Annotated in this window: 14 protein-coding genes; 4 read left to right on the forward strand and 10 right to left on the reverse strand. The window is 47.3% G+C overall.

Going from position 1 to position 12,677, the window contains the following annotated elements; translation table 11 throughout:
• Positions 1-211 precede the first annotated feature (211 nt).
• The 10 genes from QZV31_RS12295 to QZV31_RS12340 form a co-directional block, all read right to left on the reverse strand.
• On the reverse strand, positions 212-523 hold the full coding sequence (locus QZV31_RS12295) for an HU family DNA-binding protein (protein WP_295361126.1): 312 nt from the start codon (positions 521-523) through the stop codon (positions 212-214).
• 164 nt (positions 524-687) lie between these two features.
• Positions 688-894 (reverse strand): hypothetical protein, encoded by a 207-nt coding sequence (locus QZV31_RS12300; RefSeq protein ID WP_295361130.1) that lies wholly within the window; start codon positions 892-894, stop codon positions 688-690.
• A gap of 129 nt (positions 895-1,023) precedes the next feature.
• Complete coding sequence (locus QZV31_RS12305; protein WP_295361133.1) at positions 1,024-1,374, reverse strand: hypothetical protein; 351 nt, start codon at positions 1,372-1,374, stop codon at positions 1,024-1,026.
• A gap of 34 nt (positions 1,375-1,408) precedes the next feature.
• Positions 1,409-2,305: a diguanylate cyclase gene (locus tag QZV31_RS12310; protein ID WP_295361136.1), complete on the reverse strand. Its 897-nt coding sequence runs from the start codon at positions 2,303-2,305 to the stop codon at positions 1,409-1,411.
• Between the two features lie 220 nt (positions 2,306-2,525).
• Positions 2,526-4,955, reverse strand: coding sequence for an ATP-binding protein (locus QZV31_RS12315; protein WP_295361139.1), 2,430 nt, complete (start codon positions 4,953-4,955; stop codon positions 2,526-2,528).
• Between the two features lie 489 nt (positions 4,956-5,444).
• Positions 5,445-5,942: a rhodanese-like domain-containing protein gene (locus QZV31_RS12320; protein WP_295361142.1), complete on the reverse strand. Its 498-nt coding sequence runs from the start codon at positions 5,940-5,942 to the stop codon at positions 5,445-5,447.
• A 537-nt stretch (positions 5,943-6,479) separates the two neighbouring features.
• Positions 6,480-6,647 (reverse strand): YvrJ family protein, encoded by a 168-nt coding sequence (locus QZV31_RS12325; protein ID WP_093730773.1) that lies wholly within the window; start codon positions 6,645-6,647, stop codon positions 6,480-6,482.
• An 18-nt stretch (positions 6,648-6,665) separates the two neighbouring features.
• A complete protein-coding gene (locus QZV31_RS12330; RefSeq protein ID WP_295361145.1) occupies positions 6,666-6,887 on the reverse strand; it encodes a DUF2922 domain-containing protein in 222 nt (73 codons plus the stop codon).
• Positions 6,888-6,944: 57 nt separating this feature from the next.
• Positions 6,945-7,169: a DUF1659 domain-containing protein gene (locus QZV31_RS12335; RefSeq protein WP_093730771.1), complete on the reverse strand. Its 225-nt coding sequence runs from the start codon at positions 7,167-7,169 to the stop codon at positions 6,945-6,947.
• 247 nt (positions 7,170-7,416) lie between these two features.
• Positions 7,417-8,058 (reverse strand): N-acetylmuramoyl-L-alanine amidase, encoded by a 642-nt coding sequence (locus tag QZV31_RS12340; RefSeq protein WP_295361150.1) that lies wholly within the window; start codon positions 8,056-8,058, stop codon positions 7,417-7,419.
• 708 nt (positions 8,059-8,766) lie between these two features.
• Between QZV31_RS12340 and QZV31_RS12345 the strand changes: the two genes are divergently transcribed.
• From QZV31_RS12345 to dnaB, 4 genes are all read left to right on the forward strand, one after another.
• The gene (locus QZV31_RS12345; protein ID WP_295361153.1) at positions 8,767-9,381 is read left to right on the forward strand and encodes a sigma-70 family RNA polymerase sigma factor; all 615 of its coding nucleotides are present in this window, start codon (positions 8,767-8,769) and stop codon (positions 9,379-9,381) included.
• 146 nt (positions 9,382-9,527) lie between these two features.
• Entirely contained in the window at positions 9,528-10,286 is a 759-nt protein-coding gene (locus QZV31_RS12350) for a hypothetical protein (RefSeq protein ID WP_295361156.1), read from the forward strand.
• Between the two features lie 18 nt (positions 10,287-10,304).
• Complete coding sequence (locus QZV31_RS12355) at positions 10,305-11,036, forward strand: ATP-binding protein (RefSeq protein ID WP_295361158.1); 732 nt, start codon at positions 10,305-10,307, stop codon at positions 11,034-11,036.
• Between the two features lie 25 nt (positions 11,037-11,061).
• Entirely contained in the window at positions 11,062-12,462 is a 1,401-nt protein-coding gene (dnaB, locus tag QZV31_RS12360; RefSeq protein ID WP_295361159.1) for a replicative DNA helicase, read from the forward strand.
• Positions 12,463-12,677: the final 215 nt, after the last annotated feature.

Raw genomic sequence — 12,677 nt, forward strand, 5'->3', positions numbered from 1 at the left:
CCATTTCCCGTAACAAATCAACCTGATACTGCGTTTCCACACCTTCCACCACGCATTCCAACCCAATCTCCTTAAGCATCGCAACCACATGTTTCAGTATAAAAAATCACAGCTGTTGAAGTTTCAAAATCCCAGTATTTCATTGCGCGCAACACAACCTCAACAACAAAAAACACCCACCGCTTTTCTGCGATGGGCGTAGCATCAACTATTATTTTTTCGCTTTTTTAGCAGTTTTCTTCTTAGGTTTTACGTTGACAGCATCTTTGAAATCCTTACCTGCTTTAAATGCGGGAATGGTTGCGGCAGCAATTTTAATCTGTTTGCCGTTCTGCGGATTTGTGCCGGTACGTGCAGCGCGTTCACGGGCTTCGAAAGTGCCAAAACCGATCAGCTGTACTTTTCCCTTTTTGGCAACTTCAGCTACCGTTACTTCCAGGAGAGCTTTCAGTACTTTTTCTGCGCTGGCCTGGGTCATTTCTGCTTTTGCGGCAACTGCTGCTACGAGTTCTTTTTTGTTCATGATGAACGCTCCTTTGTTTAAAATATTTGCGAGAGTGCATCAGCACTGGCTCTATGATTATAATATCAGTGTTCATCGGCGTTTGCAAGAGTTTGCCAAGAAAAATTTGTGAGAAAAATGTGAATTTTCAATCTGGTTATAACAATGAAACTGAGTCACCTAAATTAAAAAGAGTAATATCCGAATTTACCTTCTTTATACGCTTCAATCTTATTGTTCCAATCTTCTTCAGCAGCCTGGATATTTGGATACCGATACTTGGAATTCCGCCAGGCAAACGGACAACTATCATTCTTACAGCCGATAACCCAAAATTCTTCTTTTTTATGAGTTTCAGGTTCCATATGACATATAGGACATTTTTCTGCCATCAAAAACCTCCGTAATTTCAATCGAATGAACACTGCTATACCACTGTAATTTGCCAGTTCATCTTAATTATATCGTTAGAATCTATGGTTTTTTATATTAGTTTAGTTCCAACAAAACAGCGTGAAAATTTATCTTTTTGATAGTCTTTTATGAATAACTAATGAGCAAAACAGTAAGCAGATTAAACTACAAAGGGCGGTTACAATCACTTTAGCCAATTCAGTACCTCTGTTATACAGTAAGAAGCTATGCTCCGCAGAATAAAAATACATTACATACAATACAAGCATTACTATGCTCACGATACCGCTTTCCATTCCAAATATACTGGTAATCATTACCAGCACAATTAGAAGCAGTGTTTCCGGATTAGGTATACCCAAAAACATTGCAATACCAATCGCTACAAACATTAGCAGAAAAGTAGCAAGTATGCGGTTTATAATGATTTTATTGAAATGTCCGCCCTGTGATTTCATTAATAAATACTGACTCCAGTATTAAATCAGATTACTACCATAATCTCTCGTATCGCTGTCCAAGGAAATTCTTCTTGCCCCGGCGTTTTGCTTCGTACATCAACTCATCCGCCTTTTCAAACATGCTCCGCAGATCATCTGCTACCTCAGCCACACCGTATACATAACCGGCAGAAAAATTAACAGAAGGTTTGTTATCGCCGTGGCTCAGTTCGTCCATACGTTGCTTCATCAGGTGAAGCTGGTTAACAAACAAACTCGTATCTATGTCTTTTCGAATCAGCAGAAACTCATCGCCGCCATAACGATAGGCATCAGTGTTGGTAAAAATTTCTTTTAATCCATTGCTTATTTTCAGCAACACATCATCCCCGGCGTCATGGCCGTAGCTGTCGTTGATTTGTTTAAAATTGTCCACATCCAAATAGGCGACGATAAGGTTACCACCTACATAATTATCGTAATTAGCACGCAGGGCATGGCGGTTATACAGACCGGTAAGGGCATCGGTTTGGCTTTGGGCTTTCAGTTTCTCATTATGCTCCCGCAACTGACCGTTCACCTTCATTAATTCCCGTTGCGCTTTTTTCCAGCGGTAACGCAGGGTTGCAACAATCGTGGCGTTGATGATAACGGTAATCGCAATCGTTAATATCTTTTGGAAATTTACGTCAGTGTAGCTGAAAAAGCTGTGGTTCGTGGAAAAGAAAAACATGGAGTACAAAATAATCAGCGCCGCGGAAATAACACCTGCCGTGCGACCAAACATGCTAGTGAAAACAATCAAGCCGGTAATCAACACCATGTTTGGATTTGGAATTTTCAAAAACCAAGCGATGGCAATTAGTATAGCCATACCCAGAAAAGTTGCCAGTAAAGTTAATAGCAAATTGTTGTTTTCTTCCTGCTTAAAATTGGTTATATCTTCCATTTGGTTTTGTTATCTCCGGTTTCTTAAGGAATTGTTGAACTTCAATGCCACTTCAATCCTGTCAGGATACTTTTGTAATATTTTAACACATTTGTACCCTCCCCACAAGACACAGCGTCATTAAGTTAAGGTCTTTCAGGGCATAAAAATATCCCTCTGCTTACTTCTTCTGAAATAAGCAGAGGGATTAATCCACTTTTACTCAATGATACGTAACAGTTTAATGACCTTTGATAAACTTATGCAAAATCCGAATCAGTTCAGCCGGATTAAAGGGCTTCGCAATGTGCCCGTTCATCCCGGCCGCAAGACAGTCCCGCACATCTTCTTCATAGGCGTTTGCGCTCATGGCAATGATCGGCAGCGCGGTTGCGTATGCCCCGCCCAGCGCGCGGATTGCTTTTGTTGCCTCAAATCCGTTCATGACCGGCATCTGGATATCCATCAGAACCGCATCATAATAACCGGGGCCCTTTTCCTGTAAGGCCTCCAGGCCGGTTTTACCATTTTCAGCCTGTTGCACCTCGGCTCCGTACTGTTCAAGAATCATCCTGGCAATTTCCGCATTGATGGCATTATCTTCCACAAGAAGGATCCTGTGACCGGCCAGGTCTATGCTTTCGCTGTTGTCGGCATTTGCCGTGCTGTCCGTTTCCAAAGGTTCCAGTTCTAATTCCACAGTGAATTCAGAGCCTTCTCCCAGTTTGCTCTTAACGGAGATCGTTCCCCCCATCATTTCCACAATCTTCGCGGTAATCGCCAGCCCCAGGCCGGTTCCCTGGATGCGGTTCACCGTCGTTCTTTCCTCGCGGGTAAAACTCTCAAAGATGTGCGGCAGATAATCCTCTTTGATCCCGATACCCGTATCCCTGATGATAAAACGGTATTTGTTCTTCCCGCCCGGCGAGGGAAGCTCTTCCGCAATCAGATCCACCGTCTTGCCTGGCGGGGTATATTTGATCGCGTTACTGATAATATTGACTATTATCTGCTCAAGGCGAAGCTCATCAACATTGACCATACAATGCTGGACGCTTTCATAGCAGTAAGTGATAATCAGTGATTTGTTTTGAGCCTGAAGCGCAGTAATATCTTTAATTCGGCGGAACAGCGCAGCCAAATCGCAAGGCGCATAGCTGAGCTGCATTTTACCGCTCTCTATCTTGGAAATATCCAAAACGTCATTGATAAGCGACAACAGATAGTGACTGGATGAACCGATTTTATCCAACGCATCTGAAACGGTATCTGGGTTATCCTGATGCGTTTTGGCAATATTCGTATACCCCACGATGGCATTCATCGGCGTACGGATGTCATGGGACATATTGGCAAGAAAATCATTTCTAACGCTGATTCGCGCTTCCCTCACATGCTGCTGATATTCCTGTTCGCGTTCCATCTGTGCTTCAATATTATTTGTGCCAATAATCAGATGCCGCCCGTCGTCGTCCTCTAGTAGGGTCGCTTTCATACTGACCCAAACCTGGGTATCCCCGAACATCAGCCGGTATTTCATGGTGAAGATTTTGTCACGTTCCAAAATGGACATGACTTTTTCCCTGTAAAACGTGCCCATGAAGCGTTCCCGGTCGTCTTCGTATATCAGCCGCGACATATTTCTCCGGCTCAGGTTGAAGAAATCTTCACCTACTTTTTCTACTCCAAGCCTGTCAAATTCTTCTGTAGCAAAATATTCAACAAAATGATCGGTATCCAGATCGACTACGTAGATACTGAAATAATCCCCCGCCAGCGCTGTGGCCACACGGCCAAAGGTAATACGATCCTCTTTTGCCTGATTGTACTCAGCCTGCTGCTGCATCTGAGCATCAATGTTATTTACACCGATAATGATGTGATTTCCGTCTTCATCCCGCATACGCGTAGCTTTCATGCTGACCCAGGTCGGGATGCCTCCCATAAGCAGGCGATAAGAAAGCGTAAAGGTTTGGTGCTCATCCAATACGTTTTGAATGTTTTCTTTGGTAAAAACAGACAGAAACGCACCCTGATCTTCCTCAAACATAACACGTCGTATACTTTCCCGGCTCATACGGAAGAAATCATCGCCGCTTTTTTCTATGCCGAGTTCCTGATAGGTGACATCGCTGCTGTATTCGACAAAATGACCGGTAGACATGTCCACATAATAAATGGCAAAGTAATCCTCAGCAAGAGCCTGCGCAATCCGGGAATAGGTAATGCTGGCATGGTGCGCCGTTTCAAAGGCTTCCAATGCTTTCATCTGCTCGTCCACGCTGCTGATGCCGATGACAATATGATGACCTTCCTTTTCAATCATACGCGTGGCCTTCAGATGAACATAAGTGGGTACGTTTTTAAACATCAGTCGAAAGGTTAGCGTGTATATGCCATGAGCATCAAGCTCCGACATGACTTTTTCTTTTAAGAAACCATCCAAAAACCGCTCCTGATCTTCCGGATAAATGATTTCCTCAAAGCGCTTTCGCGAAAAACTGATAAAGTCATCCCCCGTGCGTGGAAGACCCAGTTCCTTGAATTCCTCCGATGCACTGTATTCAATAAACTTATCGTTGTCTGTATTAACATAATAAATGCAGAAATAGTCCGCTGCAAGCGCCTGCGCCACACAGGCCGGAGATACTTTCAGGTATTCCTCTTCCATGCTATGCACCATCCTCCGAATTCATTAGCCGGCTTCTTGATCTGTCGCGGCGGACTCGAAAAAACCGCCAGACAGATTTGCCGGTACAGAATAAAAAAAGATTCGTTCAATTACCGTTTAATCATATCATATTTTTCAGCTACTTTACAACAAATATAAAAAAACAGCCGAGGAATTCCACGACTGTCGAATAGGTTACTGTAATAAATTGGCATTTATTCGGTTTATACCAGATTGTCAGATTGTCATTTAGTCAATTCAAAAAATATGAACCGCCAAAAATAAGAACTCCTACAAAAAAAACCATGTATCCCTGTTTTTGTAAATCCGATTTCCTATAACTGTAACCAATCAGTACCATTAACCAGCTAATAATCAACAGAACAATTCCGAATATGCGAATCATCGGCATTACAAACAGCCCCATACCATTAACATCACTGCTGAAATGTATCCAGTGGTCGGAGCCAAATTATTAATTATTTTGATTTAACTACTGTGTGAAGCTTTCCAGTCGTTGTACTGATTCAACAATGGAGCACCATTAATATAGGAAATTTCAGGAATATCAGGACGCAACTCTATAATGCGTCTATAAGCGGCGGGTGCGTAAATAGATTTCCTACAATGAACCAGTACAGGTTTTCCAGTTGGAATGAGTTCTTTGTAACGTTTTTCTTCTTCTTCGATGTTGAGGACTTCGACAGGGATGTTGATAGCGCCGATAAAGTGCCCTTTATCATAGGCTTTGGTAGGCGCAACATCAATAATCACCAGGTCTTTTGTCTTTTTCATATATTCCATTGCCTGTTCAGGTGTAAGAGCTCCCAGTGCTTTTTGTCCTTTTGCATTGTTGGTTGGTTTTACCTGTTCTGTTGTCGCAGGTTTTGCATTCTTTTCGTTCTCTGCGTTTTTAGATGTATTGCCACAACCAGTAAAAATCACCAGTACACATAATACCAAAGCGGTGATTACGGACTTTTTCATTTTACACTCCTCCGAATTGACTAATACTTCTGAATTATCTTTTTTATAATTATAATAAGTGACTTGTAAAAGGTCAAGAATATTGGCTTTAATGAAGAACATTTTGTTTAGCCAAACTGGGATTTGTTAGTTATATGACTCTTCAATCCCCATGTCAAACGCTTCAACCGTATGCCTTTATAACAGTTTCGGAAAATAGGTTGTTAAAACTAAGAAATTGTGCGGATTTAGTTTTGCATTTTTTCTGCGCAAAAAACCGTTGTCAATACAAAAAACAGTGCTATAATCATCCTTGTGTTCCGCTCTTTCAGAGGCTCTCCTTTCGAATCGTGTAAACCGGACACGCGGAACACACCTGGGTAGATGCTAACGTTGCATGATACCCAAAAAAACTCCCAGCCGATCACTGGGAGTTTTATTTTTACGCAAAAAAATCGCTAGACGCGTTATCATACACGCCTGGCGATTCTTTTTTTGACAAACTGTCATTGACAGTATTGACAATAATGACAGTTTATCCTTTGCAGTTTTCTTTTTTCACTTTTTGGCAACGTCGCTGCGCATGGCGGCGATGTTACAGCTCAGCTCCCCGATCACGTCCGTCAGGTTGGCCAGTTTGTTTTCCATACGCACCAGCAGGAACCAGCTCAGTACCACCGGGAAGCCGAAGTCTTTAATGAAGCTGAACACTTCCGCAGTCTCCATGTAGCGGCCCCCGTTTCATCACTCGGCAATGGGATCCAGCGTGGTAGTACGCAGACGACCGCCCACAGCTTCCACGATGTCGCCGCCGGAAGTAGCGAAAACATTATTTTCCACTACGACCTGCATGGCGGCATCGATTTCCGCTTTCGTTAAGCCGGACTTGGGTTCCTCAATGTTGAGGGTAATCTTTTTACCCGCCGCATTCTTAAAAATCAAATCCAGATCGGTATCAGAAGTCATAGCCTTTCTCCTCCTTCTTTCACTTATTCATTCACTTTCTTCACACGATTTCCGTCATCAGTCTTCGGCCAGAGTAGCCCGTTCCACAATGTTCAGTCCGGTAATATCGTTATCAAACAGACCGCCCAGGGCCTTACCTACCGCCAGCAGTTTTTCCGGTTCCACGTCCGGTTTCACGTTGCTGTAGGTGTAGCTTTTGGTTACGGGATTACCATCCACGTCCTGCCCGCGCAGGATGGAAATGGATAAGGTACGTTTAATTACATTCATCACAGCTGCCATGTTTTACACCTCCCCTCTGTTAAAAATAGTTGCGGGTCTTACCGCTCACCCGGCTTACATCTGCAGGCCATACGATTCTGCCGCATGCCGCTTCGCGCGCCCGCTGTATCTGCACTGCGGTTACTCAGAAAAATTTTTCACCACAGAACAAATCAATTTGATTTGCGATTACTTATGCTTCGCACCGGCGTATCCGGTCTGTCCCGGCTGCGTCTCCTCCTCCTTATCTTCCACCCCATGGTATTCATCACGCCGCCTTCTTTTTGTGTTTCATATCCCACAGGTAGTACGCAGCCTTGCCGCGAATCAGGCAGCCGCCGGGGCACAGCCGGTTGTTGCGGGCGTTGTCCGGCAGAAACCACAAATCCCATTTGGTTTCCGGGTCTCCGCTGCCGGGGCCGTAACCGTCCCGGAAGGCAATCTCGCAGTGGGTCATCACACGGTCCGAGCTGTTGGGAAAATCCAGTTCCTTGCAGAGGATGGCCACGATCTTGGCCACGGCTTCAATCTGTTTTTCCGTGGGCGGTTCGCTGCCCCCATCTACCATAGCTTCATAGGGGTCCCGGTAGTCTTCCGGCCCCACTGCGCTCCACGCCGCTTTGGCGCAGATGGCGGTAGGCAGTTCGCAGGTGGCGTCGTAGCCGCAGCACAGGGCGATGCCGATGGTGCCGCCGTTGCGCATCCAGGTGTGGGACTTGCGCTCGCAGAAATCATCGCAGGTGGCATACACGGTGCCGTCCTGGTCGATGCACAGGTGGTAGTCGTCAAACACCTGGCCGTAATGGCCCGCCGTCCAGTGCAGGTAGATGGTGGTGATGCGGCCCCGGGCCAGCTTCGCCATCTTTTTGATTTGTGTTTCCGTAATCTTCACAGGGTTTTCTACTAACATTTTTTTCTCTCCTTTTCCTTTTTCCGGCAGCGCCAGCATTTTTATTTGCGCTGCCTTTTTTCTTTTTTGCGGCAGCGCTTGCAGATTTTTTTGCGCTGCCTTTTTTCATTTTTTTCGAGGCTGCCGGGGAACACAGATCCGAATGTTTTTCTGCCGGCCATCGCGCCGCGGTTGGGTCCGTGTTCTCCGATTTCCCCTTTCACTTATATAATCCCGCGAGCTCAAAAAAACGAAACCGTTTTTCCGGATTTTTTTAAAATTTTTCTAAAATTTTTTCCGTAAATTTTCGGGCCGTCGTTTTTACAAATCCATTTATAAAATCCCGCGGGTCCGAAAAAACGAAACTGCTTTTCCGGTTTTTTTAAAAGTTTTTTATCCGGTAATTCGTGAGCCGGTCTTTTCCTTTTTTACCTATTTTAATAAAGCTAATTCCAAATTCAGTTTAATTTCTTTTCTGCCGTTTCACGAAATTATTAAAAAAGCAAGTGTTTTTTCGAAGAAATGTGAATAGAATGTGAATTAATTTTTTCAAAAAGTGCAATTTTTGGTAAAAACACCGAATTTTTTCCAAGAATCGCCTTAATTGTGAAAAACCTGTCACAATTAGCTTTTTTACTGGACTTTCATCCATTTTTGTGGTACAATGGCTTTAGCAATCCGGACAAACCGGATTAAGTATAATTTTAGGAAAGGAGATGTCAATTTCCGTTGGATTTTTCTGAATTAAAAAAGTTTCCCTGGAATCCCGAAATATACCTTGCCCAACAGGGCGACACGAAGGCCATGCGGCGTACTTGCGCCAAAGCAGAGCCGATTGTCGACCAGTTCGGCAAGGTATCTTATTTTGTGAATTTGCTGGGGAAGGATGAGGTGCGCAGCATTGCGTCCCTCTCGTTGGTGGAGTTTGTGATGAGCTACCCCGGGGGCGTTCCCGATGAGGAAGTTCCCGCCCTGATCAAGCAGGCCATCAAATGCGATCTCATTAACAGCGTGCACCGGCTGGAGTACCGCCGGGGCAAAGAAGAGGCGCCGCCTACTAATGGGGACACCGGCTCGCCGGAGAACAGCTCCGGTGATACCGGCTCGCCTTCTGCGCCCCCTTACGGGGAACCGGAAGCCTGCCTGTTACAGAACGCAGATGCCCAGAAGGTACAGGACGCCATTCAGCACCTGAACCGGAACGAGCAGACCGTCATCCAGTTTTATTATTTCCGCCAGGAAACCACCAATGAGATTGCAGTCCGTTTAGGCTGCTCTGTGCAAAACGTGCGGAAAATTAAACGCAGGGCCTTAACCCGCCTGCGCAGTTTGCTGGAACGTTAGACGAACAAAAAGGTTCGCCGCGGTTTGCTGTGACATTCCGGTCCCGATGTGAGATCCCGTCGGGGCCGGAATGTTATTTTTATTGCAAAAAAAAGAGCAGCGGCATGCGCTGCAATCAAAATAAGATTTCGGAGGTTTTGAAATTTATGCAAGTGTGTATCGACACGCTGAAAGAATACGGTCTCATCGTGGAAAAGGACGGCAAGTTGTTTCTCAAAATCAGCGAGGCTGAGAAAGCGAAACGAAAGGGCCAAAGAAAAGAAAAAGAAGCAATATATAATATTATTAATAATATTAATACTATGAATAAGTCATATGACCATACTTCATACTTCACAAGAGGGGGAAAGGAGGAAAAGCGCAACGGACAGCCGGAGGATCCGCTGTACAGTGCGGAGGGCCGGAACTGTCTTCCTTTTGCGCCCGGAGAAGAAACGGACCGGAACACCTGGATCCCCCTGAGGGAACTGCCGGAGGACTGCCGCCGGGTTGTGAGCGCCTGGAACCGGCTGCACCTGAAAACTTTTTACGGCCTCTACCCCGCTGTGCTGGAAAAGGTGCAGCGCCTGCTGCTGCAGTATGATGTGGAAACGGTGATCACGGGCATTGCCTTTGTGGCCGACAGTTCCTTTCTGCTGGGCAGAAGCAAATACAAGGGATTCAAGGTCACCCTGGGCTGGCTGCTGACGCCGGATCATTTTGCCAATGTGCTGAGCGGAAAGTATGAGGACCAGTTTGACGAGTACGACCAGTGGCTGGACGGGGAACCTCTGCCCCCTTCCCTCACGGGCGAAGCGACGGAGCGCCTCATGTCCCGGGAGGAACGCCATCAGGCGGTGGAAGAGTTGATGAATCCCCAGACGCCGGAAAAGTTGGAAGCCGCCCGTTTGCTGAAGCTGAAGTAAGAGGAGGCGCAACGGGTTATGAAAGAGCAACTGAACGTGAAGGATTTTTCCCGGATGCAAAAGCGCCGCAAGGCCATGGAGCTGGATGTGATGATCCACTGGGATTTTGAGCACGACAACGGCGAAGACCCCCGGGCCCGGGAGCTGGCCATGACCATGGTGGAACAGTTTCCCGCCTTGCGGAAGAACGGCACGGGTCTGTTTCTGTACGGCGGGCCCCGGGCAGGCAAAAGTTATATGGCCGCCGAAATTGTGAATGCGCTGACGGACCGGGGCTACAAGTGTTACATGACCAGCCTGCTGGGGTTGTTCAACTGCCTGAGCAACCGCAACGGGGAAATGCGCAGCCGTCTGCTGGAGGCCCTGTTCGAGCTGGACCTTCTGGTGCTGGACGACTTCGGCCTGCAGGCGGGCACGCAGCTGAACGACCAGACGCTGCTGTACATCGTCACCACCTGCCAGAAGCTGCGCATCCCTCTCATCGTGATCACCCACCACAGTCCGGATGAGCTGATGGCCGCCGGCAAGGACGGAAAGCCGCCGGTGTTGGTGAGCCACATTCGCCGCTGCGCGCTGGATTTTAATGTGATCATGCCGGCGGCGCGGCGGAGACGGATGTTGCAGATGAAAAAAGATACGAGGCAGATGCTGCATGCGGACGCGAATGCAAATGGGAACGGGAACGCAAATGCAAATGCAAATGCAAAAAAAGATGCGCCGGTGCAGCAGGAACTGCCGTTGAAAGAATAAAAAAAATTGGAAAGGAGCTGATGAAATGCAGGAATGCAAGATTCCTCAAAATATAACTGCGGAGCAAAATGTGCTCAGCGCGATGTTGATCGGTGCAAAGGTGATCGACAAGGTGGCGGAGATTCTGAAGCCGGAAGATTTTTACCGCCCCTCCCACCGGATTATTTATCAGGTTATGCTGGCGCTGCACACTAAGGAGCAGCCGGTGGATCTGATTACTGTGATTGAAGAACTGAAACGCCGGAACAAGCTGGACGATGTGGGCGGCGTAAATTATGTGACCCTTTTGGGGGAACTGGCCGTTACGGCGGCCAATGTGGAATGGCATGCAAAAATTGTGGCGGACGAGGCGGTGCTGCGGCAGGTGGCGGAAGGCTGCAACGAAATTGCCTCGCTGGCCTGCGGGGGAAACGGTAAGAGTCCCCGGGAGATTCTGGGCATGATGGAGCAGAAGGTGCTGGGCCTCACCGCACAGAACCACAGCAACGGACTTAAGCAGCTGCGTGACGCCATTGGCGAGAACATGGACGCCATGAGCCGCCAGTTGGAACGACACGAAACGGTTACGGGACTGCCCACAGGGTTTCCCCAGCTGGATCACCTGACCGGCGGCCTTCACCCTTCGGATTTTATTATTCTGGCGGCCCGGCCTTCCATGGGGAAAACTTCGCTGGGGCTGAACATTACCGAAAACGTGGCCCTTCGCGGCGCAAAAGAGGGAGAAGCGCCCAAACGGGTGGTGCTGTTCAGTTTGGAGATGAGCCGCAACCAGCTGGTGAAGCGCATGATTCGCACCGAGGCGGAAGTGGGCGAAGAGGAATTGTGTCCCCATCGATCCCACGCGTCGTTTGCCCCGGCGCAGCCCGAAGCGGATGCGCAAGAGATGGAAGTGCTGGATCGGTTATGGACCGCTTCGGACAAACTGGCCGGCGCCAGCGTGTTCATTGACGACACGCCCGGCCTGACGCTGCAGGAATTACGTTCCAAAGCCCGGAAGCTGAAAACCGAGGGCGGACTGGATCTGATCGTCATCGATTACCTTCAGCTGATGCGGGGCACCACGCAGCATGGCGGATTTGAAAACCGTCAGCACGAGGTTTCGGCCATCAGCCGGGGCCTGAAGGCGCTGGCCCGGGAGCTGAACGTGCCGGTGCTGGCCCTCAGCCAGTTGAGCCGCAGTGTGGAGAACCGGCAGGAGAAGCGCCCCATGCTCAGCGACCTGCGGGAAAGCGGTTCGCTGGAACAGGACGCGGACATCGTATTGTTTTTGTATCGGGAGGATTATTACAAAAACACCTGGAAGGAAGCGCTCCACCCCACGGAGCTGATCATCGCCAAGCATCGCAACGGCCCAACCGGAAAAATTGATTTGTTCTTCAAGAGCGACTGCACGAAGTTCATCGGTTTGGATGAAGAAGCAGTGTGAAAAAAGGAAAACCCTGCTGTGCACAGCAGGGTTGTAATATTTTTTATTGCAACGGAATGGATTAGGGTAAATTGCAATGTCATTAAGTTAAGCTAAATTGGGATTTTGTTTAACACCTTTGTATTATCAGTATTTCGAGTAGTGAACGAAATTACTTATACCCTTTAAATCCGCCTGCTCCGCCTGCTATAGCTTTAAGATTTGCATTGTCCAGT

This window comes from uncultured Succiniclasticum sp. (assembly GCF_902793885.1).
GTDB lineage: Bacteria > Bacillota > Negativicutes > Acidaminococcales > Acidaminococcaceae > Succiniclasticum.